The sequence below is a fragment of the Curtobacterium sp. MCPF17_050 genome, assembly GCF_003224435.2.
Taxonomy (GTDB): Bacteria; Actinomycetota; Actinomycetes; order Actinomycetales; family Microbacteriaceae; genus Curtobacterium.
On record NZ_CP126250.1, the window covers coordinates 2,358,412 to 2,370,932 of the forward strand.

The window sequence follows — 12,521 nt, forward strand, 5'->3', positions numbered from 1 at the left end:
TCAGACCGGGCGGACGTCGACGTCGAGCCCGAGGTCGAGCGCCCGTGCCGAGTGCGTGAGGGCGCCGACGGACACGAGGTCGACCCCGGTCGCGGCGATCGCGGCCACCGTGTCGAGCGAGACCCCGCCCGACGCCTCGACGAGCGCGCGGCCCGCCACGAGGGCCACGCCCTCCTCGAGCATCGGCACGGTGAAGTTGTCGAGCATGACCGTGTCGACGCCCGCGGCGACGACGGGTTCGATCTGGTCGATGCGGTCCACCTCGACCTCGAGGTGCACGGTGTGCCCGAGACGCCGTCGTGCGGCCCGGATCGCGTCGCCGATGTCCGTGCCGCCGGCCAGGAGCACCGCGAGGTGGTTGTCCTTCGCCAGGACCGCGTCCGACAGTGACGTCCGGTGGTTGTGGCCGCCGCCGCAGCGCACCGCGTGTCGTTCGAGCGCGCGGAGACCGGGCGTGGTCTTCCGGGTGTCGACGACCCGGGTACCGGTCCCGGCGACGGCGGCGACGTACTGCGCGGTGAGGGTCGCGATCCCGGACATGCGCTGCACGAGGTTGAGGGCGACCCGCTCGGCACGGAGCACGGACCGGGCCGACCCGGTCACGCTCGCGATGACGTCCCCCGCGGCGAAGACGTCCCCGTCGCGGAGTGCCACGGACACGGCGAGGTCGGGGTCGACGGCGTGCATCACGGCGACGAACACCTCGCCGCCGGCGAGCACGCCGGGCTCGCGCGCCGCGAGGGTCGCGGCCGCGGCCGCCGTCGCGGGGATGAGGGTCTCGCTCGTGACATCACCCCACGGCGCGTCCTCCTCGAGCGCGGTGTCGATCACCCGCCGGAGCACGTGCGGCGGGACCGTGCCGGGGTCGGTGTCGGCGGGGGCGGTGGGAGCGGCCTGGGCGGTGGGAGCGGTCATGCGAGTACCTCCTGCAGGGCGGTGGGCGCGGCGTCGGACGGTCCGGCCGGTCGGGCCCGGACCCATGCGGTCGTCATCGGCGCGGTCGGGTCGGTGTCGGGGTGGTCGGTCCGGGCGTGGGCACCGCGGGACTCGGTCCGGGCCTCGGCGGCGAGCGCCGTCACCCGGGCGAGGTCGAGCAGCGCCCGGTCCTCGGCACCACGCACGGTCGTCGGCAGCGGCGCCGGCACCACGGCGAGCACCCGCCGGGCCTCCGCCGACCCGGCGGCGTCGCGCAGCAGGCCGACGTGCTCGGTCATCACGGCCTGGACCGCGTCGCGGACGGCGGTGTCGGTGCCGACCCGGCCCGGGCCTCCCGGCCGGTCGCCGCACGACAGACGCACGCCGTCCGCCGGACGGGAGGCCCGCCTGCCGTCCGGCGGATCGGCCACGACGGTCGGCAGGAGCGTCGCGTCGCCGCGGAGCCGCGGCCGGTCGGGGCGCGGGGACCCGAGCGCGTCGGCGGCGCGGACCGCGAACACCAGGCCCTCGAGCAGCGAGTTCGAGGCGAGGCGGTTGGCCCCGTGCACGCCGGTGCAGGCGACCTCCCCGACGGCGGAGAGCCCGGGCAGGCTGGTGCGACCCTCGGTGTCGGTCGCGACACCGCCCATGGCGTAGTGCGCGGCGGGCGCGACCGGGACGCCCTCCCGGGTCCAGTCGACGCCGGCCGCCCGTGTGGCCCGGGTGAGGCCGGGGAACCTGGCGAGCAGGAACGCGGGGTCGAGCCCGGTCGCGTCGAGGAGCACGGGGCGCCCGCCCTGGGCACGCATGGCGCTCGCGATCCCCCGCGCGACGACGTCCCGCGGCGCGAGCTCGGCGTCCGGGTGCACGTCGCGCATGAAGCGGTGCCCGCGCTCGTCCCGCAGGACGGCTCCCTCACCGCGGACGGCCTCGGAGACCAGCCCACCGCCGGGCACGGCGAGACGCGTCGGGTGGAACTGGACGAACTCGAGGTCGGCGAGCACGGCGCCGGCCCGCCAGGCCGCGGCGGCACCGTCCCCGGTGGCGACGAGCGGGTTGGTCGTCTCGCGGTACAGGTGGCCGGCTCCCCCCGAGGCGAGCAGCACCGCGTCCGCGTCGATCCGCCGCGGTTCGCCGAGCAGGTCGAGGACGTCGACGCCGACGACCTGTCCGTGGCGGACGACGAGGTCGGTGAGGCAGGTCCGCTCGAGGATGGTGACGTGCCGGCGGTGCAGTGCGGCGACGAGGGTCCGTTCGACCGCGGCCCCGGTCGCGTCGCCGCCCGCGTGCAGGATGCGCCAGCGCCCGTGGGCGGCCTCGCGCCCCCGCGCCAGGTCGTCGCCGTACCGGTCGAGTGCGGCCGGGTCCGCCGTCCGGTCGAACGGCACCCCGAGGGCGAGCAGGTCGCGCACGCGGGCCGGACCGTCGGTGCAGAGGACGTCGACGGCGCGGGCGTCGGCCGTGCCCGCGGCCGCGACGTGCGTGTCGTGCTGGTGGAGGGCGGCGGTGTCGTCGGCCCCCAGGGCGACCGCGATGCCACCCTGCGCGGACGCCGTGGCGCCGTCGGTCAGGGTGCCCTTCGTGACGAGGGTGACGTCGTGCTCGGTGCTCGCGCGGATCGCGGCGGTCAGGCCGGCGATCCCCGACCCGACGACGACGACGTGCATCAGGCCCGGGTCCCCAGCGGGCGGGGCTTCGCGGCGAGCATGCGTTCCAGCGCGACCTTCGCGTCGACCTGGACGTCGGCGGGGACCACGATCTCGTTGAGCACGACACCGTCCACGAGTGCCTCGAGCACCCACGCCAGGTAGCCGGGGTGGATGCGGTACATGGTCGAGCACGGGCACACCACCGGGTCGAGGCACGTGATCGTGTGCTGCGGGTACTCGGCGGCGAGCCGGTTGACCATGTTGACCTCGGTGCCGATCGCGAACGACGTCGGCTCGGTGGCCGCGGCGACGGTCTTCCGGATGAGGTCGGTGCTGCCGGCGACGTCCGCGGCGTCGACCACGGCCATCGGGCACTCCGGGTGCACGATCACGCGCACGTCGGGGTCCTCGCGGCGGGCCTGCTCGATCTGGTCGACCGTGAAGCGGCGGTGGACGGAGCAGAACCCGTGCCACAGGACCACCTGGGCGTCGAGCAGCTCGGCGGCGGTGTTGCCGCCCCCGGCCAGGCGCGGGTTCCACATCGGCATCCGGTCGGTGCTGATCCCCATCGCCTTCGCGGTGTTCCGGCCCAGGTGCTGGTCGGGGAAGAACAGCACGCGCTGCCCCCGCTCGAACGCCCACTCGAGCACCGTCGCGGCGTTCGACGACGTGCACACGATCCCGCCGTTCCGACCGCAGAACGCCTTGAGGTCCGCGGCGGAGTTCATGTACGTGACCGGGATGACCGGGACACGGCCGTCGGCGTCGGGCTCGGAGCCGTACAGCGCGGTCAGCTCCGCCCAGGCGGCCTCGACGCTGTCGATGTCGGCCATGTCCGCCATCGAGCACCCGGCGGCCAGGTTCGGCAGGATGACGCGCTGGTCGTCCCGCGCCAGGATGTCCGCCGTCTCGGCCATGAAGTGCACACCGCAGAACACGATGGCCTCGGCGTCGGGCTTGGTCAGGGCGGCGTTCGCGAGCTGGAACGAGTCGCCGAGGAAGTCCGCGTGGCGCACGACCTCGTCCCGCTGGTAGAAGTGCCCGAGGACGACCACTCGGTCGCCGAGGGTCGCCTTCGCCCGCTCGATCCGCTCGTGCAGCTCCTCGTCGGGCGCGTGCTTGTACTCGTCCGGCAGCACACCCTGGCGGGGCGCCGTCGTCGGGATGACGTCGGACATCGACGACCCGGGGCCGTACCCGGGCACGGCGTCGAAGTCCCAGGTGGGAGCGGCGAGGTCGGGCGTGCAGGTGGTGCCGGCCGCCCGGCCGTTCGAGATCAGTTCGATGGTGGTCGTGATGGACACGGTTCCGTCCCCGTTCAGTGCGCGGTCGTGGGTCGGGTCGTCAGCGGGCCGTTGTCCGCGTACGACAGGTCGGGGTTCGAGCGGTACAGGCGGGCCGGTCGGTGCCGGTCGCCGCTCGTGGTCTCGTCGGTGGGCAGGACCGCGTCGCTCTGCGCGACCTGCCGCCGGAAGTTCGCCGGGTCGAGCGTCCGGCCGAGCACGGCCTCGTAGACACCGCGGAGCTCGGCGAGGGTGAACCGGTCGCCGAGGAACGCCTGCGCGATCCGCGAGTACGACACCTTGTTCCGGAGCCGCCAGAGGGCGTACTCCACGATGCGGTCGTGGTCGAACGCGAGCGGCGGGTGCTCGTCGGCGAGGAACCACCGCACGTTCCAGTCGTCGGGAACGACGTTCGCCTCGTCCGGGTGCACGAGCGCCCAGTAGACGACCGACACCACCCGGCTCGGGGAGCGGCCGACGTCCCCGAACGCGTAGAGCTGCTCGAGGTACCGCGGCTGCACCTTCGTCGTCTCGCGGAGGCGTGCGGCCGCGGAGTCGTCGAGGCCCTCGTCCGTGCCCACCCAGCCGCCCGGCAGCGCCCACGAGCCCTCGTGCGGTTCGGTCACGCGGCGGACGAGCGGCATCCAGAGCGCGGGGACGCCGGTGTCGGGATGTGGGCGGAGCGCCACGATGACGGTCGAGACGGCGACGCGGATCCCGGGCTCGGACATCGCGGTGCCCCCTCTTGTTCAGGTCTTACTGACCCGATCTGTTCGGGTACTGATGACCGTATCACGAGGGTCACCGCACCGGAACGTAGCCGGAACGTCGGCGAAACACACCCCGCCTAGCATCGGCCGCATGGGCAGCACGACCACGAGGAAGCACGCCGTCGTCAGTGGCACGGTTCAGGGCGTCGGGTTCCGGTGGTGGACCGCGCGGAAGGCCGACGGACTCGAACTCGCCGGGTACGCCCGGAACCTGTTCGACGGCACCGTCGAGGTCGAGGCCGAGGGCCCCGCACCCGCGGTCGACGCGCTGGTCGTCATGCTCCGCTCCGGCCCGCCCTCGGCGAGCGTCACCGACGTGGCCGTGCGGGAGGTCGCGCCGCACGGCGACGAGGACGGCTTCCGCATCCTGCACTGACCGTCCACACGCCGTTCCACCCGACGTTCCCCGGCTCGGGAATGATCGGGACCCGTCAGTGCTTCCAGCCTCGGTACCCGTCCGTCCGGGTGCGCGCCACACCACGATCCTCCAGGAGCCCCCTTGACCCAGGCCGTCGACTCCGCGCCCCGTACCGGGAGCCTCGAAGCCCCCTCCCCCGCCGGCACCCGACTCGTGATCGGGCTGCTGCTCGTCTCCGCGTTCGTCGTCATCCTCAACGAGACGATCATGGGTGTGGCGCTGCCGCGGCTCATGGACGACCTCGGCATCAGCGCCGCGACCGGCCAGTGGCTCACCACCGGCTTCCTCCTGACGATGGCCGTGGTCATCCCGGTCACCGGCTACCTGTTGCAGCGGTTCGACACCCGCCCGGTGTTCGTCTGGGCGATGAGCCTGTTCTCGGCCGGCACGCTCATCGCGCTGCTCGCGCAGGGCTTCACGATGCTGCTCGTCGGGCGCATCGTGCAGGCCAGCGGCACGGCGATCATGATGCCGCTGCTCATGACCACCGTCCTCACCCTCATCGAGCCCGCGCACCGCGGCCGCGTGATGGGCAACATCTCCATCGTCATCTCGGTCGCCCCGGCGATCGGGCCGACGATCTCCGGCCTCATCCTCAACGCCTTCTCGTGGCGCTGGCTGTTCGGCTTCGTGCTCCCGATCGCGCTCGCCGCGCTCGTGCTCGGCATGGTCAAGGTGCGCAACGTCTCGACGCCCCGCAAGTCGGCCATCGACGTGGCCTCGGTCATCCTGTCGGCCTTCGCGTTCGGCGGGATCGTCTACGGCCTGTCGAGCATCGGCGAGAGCGGCACCACCGGCCCGGCGCTGCCGATCGCCTCGCTCGTCGTCGGGTTCGCAGCCCTCGCGGTGTTCATCGTCCGCCAGACCCGACTGCAGCGTCGCGACGCCGCCCTCCTCGACCTCCGCACCTTCAGCACGAAGGGCTTCACGATCCCGATCGTCGCGATGGCGATCAGCTTCATGGCGATGTTCGGCACGCTCATCCTGCTGCCGATCTACCTGGAGCGCGTGCTCGGTCTCGAGGTCCTCAGCGTCGGCCTGCTGCTGCTCCCGGGTGGGCTGCTCATGGGCCTGCTGTCCCCGATCGTCGGGCGCATCTACGACCGTCGCGGACCGCGCGTCCTGCTCGTCCCCGGCTCCGTCATCATCAGCGCCGTGCTCTGGGCGCTCTCGACCGTCACGGCGGACACCAGCGTCTGGTTCGTGCTCGGTGCCCACGTCGTGCTGAGCCTCGGCCTCGCGCTCACCTTCACGCCGCTGTTCACCTCGGCGCTCGGCGGACTCCCGCCGCGGCTGTACTCGCACGGCAGCGCAGTGCTCGGCACCGCCCAGCAGCTCGCGGGCGCCGCGGGCACGGCACTGTTCGTCACGCTCCTCACGATCGGGGCCACCAGCGCGGCCACGAGCAGTGACGCTGCGGACACGGCGACGGCCACCGCGTCCGGAGTGCACCTGGCCTTCCTGGTCGGCGCCGTGATCTCCCTGTTCGGGATCGTCGCCTCGTCGATGGTCCGGAAGCCCGTCACCCCCGAGGGCGCCCCGGCACCCGTCATGCACTGACGCTCCCCACCGCACACGAGGCGCACCACGCGCGCCCGGCACGCACATCGCGCCCCGTCCCGACGGGGCGCGATGTGCGTCCGGGGGCGCGATGCCGGGTCACGCCGTGGCATCGTGGGCGCATGCGGTCGACGACGAGCGAGCTGAACTGGTCCGGCACGGTCACCTACACGGCCGAGCGCGTCGTCCGGCCGACCTCGCTGGACGACGTCCCCGACCTCGTCGCCCGGAGCCCGCGCGTCCACGGGATCGGCACACGGCACTCGTTCAACGACGTCGCGGACACCCCCGGCGTCCTGCTCGACCTCACCGCCGTGCCCACCGACCTCGTCGTCGCGGAGGACCGCCGCACGGCCACCATGGGAGCCGGCACCCGGTACGGCGTCGTCGCGCCCGACCTCGACGCCGCCGGCGTCGCCCTGCACAACGAGGGCTCGCTGCCGCACATCTCGCTCGGTGGTGCGGTCGCGACCGGGACGCACGGTTCCGGCACCGCGCTCGGGTCGCTCAGCACCGCGGTCGCCGCCCTCGAGGTCGTCGGACCGGACGGCGCCACGAGCACGATCCGCCGTGGTGACCCGGCGATGCAGGGCGCCGCGATCCACCTCGGCCTGCTCGGCATCGTCACGCGGGTCACCGTCGACGTGCAGCCCTCGTACCGGATGCGGCAGGACACGTACGGCCCGATCGCCTGGGACACCTTCACGGCCGGTGCCGCCGAGGTCTTCGCCGCCGGGTACTCGGTCTGCGCGTACACGGTGTTCGGCGACACCGTCTCCGAGGTGCTCGTGAAGTCCCGCGTGCCGGACGGTGCCGACGACGTCGGGGTCCCCGCCGACCTCCTCGGCGCCCCACGTCTGCCGGGTGCCCCGGGCGACGGCCACCACACCGCGCGGGACGGCTCGGTCGGGCCGTGGTGGGACCGCCTGCCGCACTTCCCGATCGACGCCGTGCCCTCCGTCGGGTCCGAGGTGCAGAGCGAGCACTTCGTCCCGCTCCGGCACGCCGCCGCCGCGCTCGACGCCCTGCGCGGGCTGGCCGACCGGATCCAGCCGCACCTGCACGTGTCGGAACTCCGCACCATGGCCGCCGACGACCTCTGGCTCAGCCCGACACAGGGCGAGGACGTGCTCTGCATCGCGTTCACCTGGAAGAAGCACCCCGCGGAGGTCGCCGCCCTGCTGCCCGACCTGGAGGCGCGACTCGCCGCGTTCGGCGGTCGCCCGCACTGGGGGAAGATGAGCTCCCTCGACGCCACGGCGGTCGCGGCGCTGTACCCACGACTGCCGGACTTCCGCGCCCTGGTCGCGACCCGCGACCCGGACCGGAAGTTCGCGTCCGCGTTCGGCGAGCGGGTGCTCGGGACCTGAGCCGGGCCTCCCGGGAGGGCCGTGGCGCGACCGGTGCGTCGGCTGCGGCGACCTGACGGAGCGCCTGCGACCGGTCGCAGGCGTCAGCCGACGGTGGTGACCGTCTTCGTCTCCCCGTCCCAGTGACGCACCCCGGCGACGCCGAGCTCCTCGGGGAGCGGCACGGCCGCGAGCACCTCGAGCATCCGGGGCAGGTCGACGTCCCGCGGGTGCCGGGCGAGCGTCAGGTGCGGTGCCCACCGGCCGGGCAGCGAGGTGTCGACGCCACCGGGGGCCACGCGGTGCACCGCCTCGTGGAAGGCGGCGAGCGCGCGGTCGACCACGACGCCGACCCCGAGCACGTGCCGACCGGGGCCGGCCGGGAAGAGCAGGAGCCCGGCGGGTCGCACGGCCGACGGCAGCGCCACGTCGAAGCCGGGCGGCACGGGCAGGGTGTCCCCGGCCGCGAGCGTGACGTGCGGCGCGTTCGTCGCCGAGGTGTGGCGGCCCATGCTCGGCAGGTCGGCCTCGACCAGCGCATCCCAGAGGTCGCGCACGGCCCGCTCGGCGGCCGGGTCGAGGACGAGTTCGATGCTGCGCACACTCCGAGCCTGCCCGCCGGGGACGCCGCCCGTAACACGACGGAACGCGAATCGACCGTGTCGGCGTCGCCGTGCACACTCGTGGAGTCCCCGCCGGACGACACCGGACCGAGGACCCGACAGCACCCGTCCCTGCCACCAGGGCGACCCCTTCACGAGGAGCACCCATGACCGCCGCACCCGTCCTGCCCGACCGTCCGAAGCGCAAGCGCCCCATCGGGTGGATCGTCGCGGCCGCAGTCGTCGTCGTCGCGATCGTCGTCGCCCTCGTGGTCGTCGCCGTCCGCGGTGGCGGCTCCGAGCAGGCCGGTGCCGCCGGGTCGGGGTCCGACCGGAAGGCCCAGACCGTCACCATCGGCGTCGCGGACAAGGCGCTGCCCTACTGGAAGACCTACACGGAGCTCGCGAAGGAACGGTTGAACGTCACCGTCGAGCTGACGAACTTCGCCGACTACTCGCTGCCGAACCCCGCGCTCAAGGACGGGCAGGTCGACATCAACCAGTTCCAGCACATCCAGTACCTGGCGAACTACAACGTGACCTCGAAGGACGACCTGCAGCCGATCGGCTCCACCGCCGTCTACCCGCTCCCGCTGTACGCGACGAAGGTCGACGAGCCGTCCGACCTGCCCGAGGGCGCGAAGGTCGCCATCCCGAACGACGCCATCAACGAGGCCCGCGCCCTGCTCGTGCTGCAGGCCGCGAAGCTGCTCGAGTTGCAGGACGGCGGCAGCGCCTTCTCGACCACGGACGACATCGAGTCGGCCAAGGTCGACGTGCAGCCGCTCGACGCCTCGCAGACCGCCAACGCCCTGCAGCAGGGTTCCGTGCAGGCCGCCGTGGTCAACAACAACTTCGCGACCGCCGCCGGGCTCCCCGCGTCGGACAAGGTCTTCACCGACGACCCGACGAGCTCCTCCGCCGCCCCGTACGTGAACGTCTTCGCGGTCCGCAACGAGGACAAGACGAACAAGACGTACCTCGAACTGGCCGAGCTGTTCCAGGACGACGCCGTGCAGAAGGCGTTCAAGCAGGACTACCCGGACGCGGTCTCCCGGGACCAGGACGCCGCCGAGCTGCAGGACGAGCTCGCCACGGTCGAGCAGGACGCGAAGGCGGCAGCGGAGTAGTGGCCGCCCTCGTCGAACTCCGCGGCGTCACCAAGAGCTACCGCCGCGCCGACACCGGAGAGACCGTCACCGCGGTCGAGGGTGTCGACCTCGACGTCCACCAGGGAGAGGTCCTCGGCGTCATCGGCTACTCCGGTGCCGGCAAGTCCACCCTGGTCCGACTCGTCAACGCACTCGAGCTGCCCACCTCGGGCACGGTCACGGTCGCCGGTCAGGAACTCACCGCGATCCCCGAGCGCGACCGGCGCACCGCACGTCGCCGGATCGGGATGGTCTTCCAGCAGTTCAACCTGTTCCGCTCCCGCACGATCGCCGGCAACGTCGCGTACCCGCTCAAGGTCGCCGGCGTCGGCAAGGCCGAACGCGACCGCCGCGTCGCCGAGCTGCTCGACTTCGTCGGCCTGCTGGACCGGGCACACGCCTACCCGGAACAGCTGTCCGGCGGCCAGAAGCAGCGCGTGGGCATCGCCCGTGCCCTCGCCTCGAACCCCGAGCTGCTCCTCGCCGACGAGGCCACGAGCGCCCTCGACCCGGAGACCACGTCCGAGGTGCTCGCGCTCCTCCGCCGCGTGAACCGCGAGCTCGGCGTGACGATCATCGTCATCACGCACGAGATGGACGCCGTCCGCCGGATCGCCGACCGGGTCGCCGTGATGGAGCAGGGCCGGGTCGTCGAGGTCGGGGACGTGTACGACGTGTTCTCCGCCCCGACCACCGGCGCTGCCCAGCGCTTCGTGCGCACCGCACTCCACGACCGCCCGTCCGCCGAGACCGTCACCCGGTTGCGCGAGCGCCACCCGGGACGCCTCGTGTCCGTGCGGATCACCGACGAGACCGGTCTGCAGGCGCGCATCGACCAGGCGTTCCGCGATGCCGGGGTCACCGCGGAGCTCGTGTTCGGCGGGGTCACCGAGATCCGGGAGCGCCGGATCGGGTCGCTCACCTACGAACTGGGCGGGTCCGACACCGCCACCGACCGAGCCGTGGCAGCACTGCGAGCCGGCGGCATCACCGTCGACGAGGAGGCACGCGCATGAACAACTCGTTCCAGAGCGTCATCGACACCTTCGACGTGTTCCTCGCCGCGATCCGCGACACGATCGTCATGTCCCTCGTGTCACTCGTCATCGCCGGGGTCATCGGACTCGCGCTCGGCCTGCTGCTCTACGCGACCAGACCGGGCAACCTGCTCGGCAACCGCGGCGCGTACACGGTCATCAACCTGGTCGTGAACCTGGTGCGGCCGATCCCGTTCGTGATCTTCCTGGCCGCGATCGCACCGCTCTCCCGCGTGGTCGTGCAGACGACGATCGGTGTCCCGGCGGTGACGTTCGCGATCTCGCTCGCGGCGGCGTTCGCGGTGTCGCGCATCGTCGAGCAGAACCTGCTGGCGGTCGACCCCGGCGTCGTCGAGGCGGCACGGGCCTCCGGGGCGCACCCGGTGTCGATCCTGCTGACGGTGCTCATCCCCGAGGGCCTCGGGCCGCTCATCCTCGGCTACACGTTCATCTACATCGGCATCGTCGACATGACCGCGCAGGGTGCGCTCGTCGGTGGCGGTGGCCTCGGTGAGTACGCGATCACGTACGGGTCGCAGCGGTACGACTGGTGGGTCGTCTACGTGTCCGTGGCGGCGATCGTCGTGATCGTCCAGCTCGGCCAGTTCGTCGGCAACCGGCTGGCGCGGGCGACGCTCCGCCGCTGAGCCGGTTCGCTGGCCCGCGAGGTTCCGCGATTCCGGCATCTCGCGCGCCGAGATGCCGGGATCCCGGAACCTCGGCGGCACGCGCGCGGCATGTCGTGCGACCTCGGCGGACGCTGACGCGGCCTGGAGGCCCCGCCTCCGCCACGGGACCGCCGTCGGCCCGCCAGATGGACCGGTGGGGTCGCACGATGTGCCGCCGACCGGCAGGGGCAGCGGCAGGTCGTGCGACCCCGCGCAACGTGCGCGGCGCGTCGTTCGGCTACGCGGCGGGCGGCTACGCGGCGGGCGCGTCCTCCGCGGCCGGGGCCTCCACCGCGGCGGGCTCCTCGTAGTCCGCACGGACCAGGATCGGGCGGTGGTCGGAGATGCCCGCGGGCAGGGTCTCGACCCCGGCGATGTGCAGGCCGACGCTCGTGGCGAAGTCGAAGTGGCCGGTGAACTTGCGGTAGCGCAGGTACGTCGGCTGGTCGGACAGGGACAGCGCGAAGCCGGACTCCTCGATCTTCCGGCGCAGGTTCGTCTGGAACCACGGGTAGTTGAAGTCGCCGACCATGATCGCCGGGGCCTCGCTCGACAGGTCGCGGACGAAGTCGTGCGCGGCCTCGATCTGCTTGCGGCGCAGCGAGTTCGTCGCCGTCAGGGGCGAGGCGTGGAAGGACGCGACGATGACCTCGGTGTCGGCTTCCCGGTCGTACAGGTGCATGGCGATGAGGCGCTCGTGCGCGGGTGACAGCACCCGGTCGTGCAGGGACTTCTGCAGCGAGTGGATGCCGAGGTCGCGGACGTCGAACCGGTCGTCGCGCTTGTAGATGGCGAGGCCGAGCCGGTTCGCCTGGGTGGACGCGGCGAGGGTCAGGCCGCCGACGGACGTGGCGAGGTCGGTGCTGTCGCACTCCTGCACGCAGAGCACGTCGGCCTGCGAGGACTCGGCGAGGGCCGCGAGCTCGCTGTTCGCGGTGTGCTCACGGAGGTTGTAGCTCACGACGCGCAGGGCGGTCTGCCGGACCTCGGTGGTCGAGTCTGTCGTTGCCTGTTCCTGTGGCGCCGCCATGCTGCCTTCCGTTCCGGGCCCGATCGGCCCTCTCTCCTGCGGCGGTCACGGTACTCGGACACCGCAGCAGGTTGCTGAGACTGTAGCGC

General features: G+C 72.8%; 12 protein-coding genes. 6 read left to right on the forward strand and 6 right to left on the reverse strand.

Going from position 1 to position 12,521, the window contains the following annotated elements; translation table 11 throughout:
• Genes nadC through DEJ34_RS11210 form a run of 4 tightly spaced genes read right to left on the reverse strand, consistent with a single transcriptional unit; the run spans position 1 to position 4,578 of the window.
• A complete protein-coding gene (nadC, locus tag DEJ34_RS11195; RefSeq protein WP_110911485.1) occupies positions 1–915 on the reverse strand; it encodes a carboxylating nicotinate-nucleotide diphosphorylase in 915 nt (304 codons plus the stop codon).
• Positions 912–2,582: an L-aspartate oxidase gene (locus tag DEJ34_RS11200; RefSeq protein WP_110911484.1), complete on the reverse strand. Its 1,671-nt coding sequence runs from the start codon at positions 2,580–2,582 to the stop codon at positions 912–914. Before DEJ34_RS11200 ends, nadC begins: the two co-directional genes overlap by 4 nt.
• On the reverse strand, positions 2,582–3,868 hold the full coding sequence (gene nadA, locus DEJ34_RS11205; RefSeq protein ID WP_110911483.1) for a quinolinate synthase NadA: 1,287 nt from the start codon (positions 3,866–3,868) through the stop codon (positions 2,582–2,584). The genes DEJ34_RS11200 and nadA overlap by 1 nt, the downstream gene beginning before the upstream one ends.
• Positions 3,869–3,882: 14 nt before the next feature.
• On the reverse strand, positions 3,883–4,578 hold the full coding sequence (locus DEJ34_RS11210; RefSeq protein WP_110901584.1) for an NUDIX hydrolase: 696 nt from the start codon (positions 4,576–4,578) through the stop codon (positions 3,883–3,885).
• A 130-nt stretch (positions 4,579–4,708) separates the two neighbouring features.
• On the opposite strand from DEJ34_RS11210, the gene DEJ34_RS11215 reads away from it, so the two are divergent.
• From DEJ34_RS11215 to DEJ34_RS11225, 3 genes are all read left to right on the forward strand, one after another.
• On the forward strand, positions 4,709–4,993 hold the full coding sequence (locus DEJ34_RS11215) for an acylphosphatase (RefSeq protein WP_110824687.1): 285 nt from the start codon (positions 4,709–4,711) through the stop codon (positions 4,991–4,993).
• Positions 4,994–5,116: 123 nt separating this feature from the next.
• Positions 5,117–6,595: a DHA2 family efflux MFS transporter permease subunit gene (locus DEJ34_RS11220; protein WP_110911482.1), complete on the forward strand. Its 1,479-nt coding sequence runs from the start codon at positions 5,117–5,119 to the stop codon at positions 6,593–6,595.
• A gap of 122 nt (positions 6,596–6,717) precedes the next feature.
• Positions 6,718–7,965, forward strand: a complete 1,248-nt coding sequence (locus DEJ34_RS11225; protein ID WP_110911481.1) for a D-arabinono-1,4-lactone oxidase — start codon at positions 6,718–6,720, stop codon at positions 7,963–7,965.
• Positions 7,966–8,048: 83 nt separating this feature from the next.
• On the opposite strand, the gene DEJ34_RS11230 is transcribed toward DEJ34_RS11225, so the two are convergent.
• A complete protein-coding gene (locus DEJ34_RS11230; protein ID WP_110911480.1) occupies positions 8,049–8,546 on the reverse strand; it encodes a 2'-5' RNA ligase family protein in 498 nt (165 codons plus the stop codon).
• A 167-nt stretch (positions 8,547–8,713) separates the two neighbouring features.
• On the opposite strand from DEJ34_RS11230, the gene DEJ34_RS11235 reads away from it, so the two are divergent.
• The 3 genes from DEJ34_RS11235 to DEJ34_RS11245 are packed head-to-tail and all read left to right on the forward strand — an operon-like array spanning position 8,714 to position 11,381.
• Positions 8,714–9,676 (forward strand): MetQ/NlpA family ABC transporter substrate-binding protein, encoded by a 963-nt coding sequence (locus DEJ34_RS11235; protein WP_110890068.1) that lies wholly within the window; start codon positions 8,714–8,716, stop codon positions 9,674–9,676.
• On the forward strand, positions 9,676–10,713 hold the full coding sequence (locus DEJ34_RS11240; RefSeq protein WP_110911479.1) for a methionine ABC transporter ATP-binding protein: 1,038 nt from the start codon (positions 9,676–9,678) through the stop codon (positions 10,711–10,713). Before DEJ34_RS11235 ends, DEJ34_RS11240 begins: the two co-directional genes overlap by 1 nt.
• Positions 10,710–11,381: a methionine ABC transporter permease gene (locus DEJ34_RS11245; protein ID WP_110824693.1), complete on the forward strand. Its 672-nt coding sequence runs from the start codon at positions 10,710–10,712 to the stop codon at positions 11,379–11,381. Before DEJ34_RS11240 ends, DEJ34_RS11245 begins: the two co-directional genes overlap by 4 nt.
• Before the next feature lie 274 nt (positions 11,382–11,655).
• On the opposite strand, the gene DEJ34_RS11250 is transcribed toward DEJ34_RS11245, so the two are convergent.
• Positions 11,656–12,432 carry an endonuclease/exonuclease/phosphatase family protein gene (locus tag DEJ34_RS11250; RefSeq protein WP_110824694.1) on the reverse strand — a complete coding sequence of 259 codons (777 nt, stop codon included), beginning with the start codon at positions 12,430–12,432 and terminating at the stop codon, positions 11,656–11,658.
• Positions 12,433–12,521: the final 89 nt, after the last annotated feature.

Coding starts and splice junctions, on each gene's coding strand:
- nadC (WP_110911485.1), bottom strand. CDS start 915: ATGACCGCTCCCACCGCCCAGGCCGCTCCCACCGCCCCCGCCGACACC.
- DEJ34_RS11200 (WP_110911484.1), bottom strand. CDS start 2,582: ATGCACGTCGTCGTCGTCGGGTCGGGGATCGCCGGCCTGACCGCCGCG.
- DEJ34_RS11210 (WP_110901584.1), bottom strand. CDS start 4,578: ATGTCCGAGCCCGGGATCCGCGTCGCCGTCTCGACCGTCATCGTGGCG.
- DEJ34_RS11215 (WP_110824687.1), top strand. CDS start 4,709: ATGGGCAGCACGACCACGAGGAAGCACGCCGTCGTCAGTGGCACGGTT.
- DEJ34_RS11225 (WP_110911481.1), top strand. CDS start 6,718: ATGCGGTCGACGACGAGCGAGCTGAACTGGTCCGGCACGGTCACCTAC.
- DEJ34_RS11235 (WP_110890068.1), top strand. CDS start 8,714: ATGACCGCCGCACCCGTCCTGCCCGACCGTCCGAAGCGCAAGCGCCCC.
- DEJ34_RS11245 (WP_110824693.1), top strand. CDS start 10,710: ATGAACAACTCGTTCCAGAGCGTCATCGACACCTTCGACGTGTTCCTC.
- DEJ34_RS11250 (WP_110824694.1), bottom strand. CDS start 12,432: ATGGCGGCGCCACAGGAACAGGCAACGACAGACTCGACCACCGAGGTC.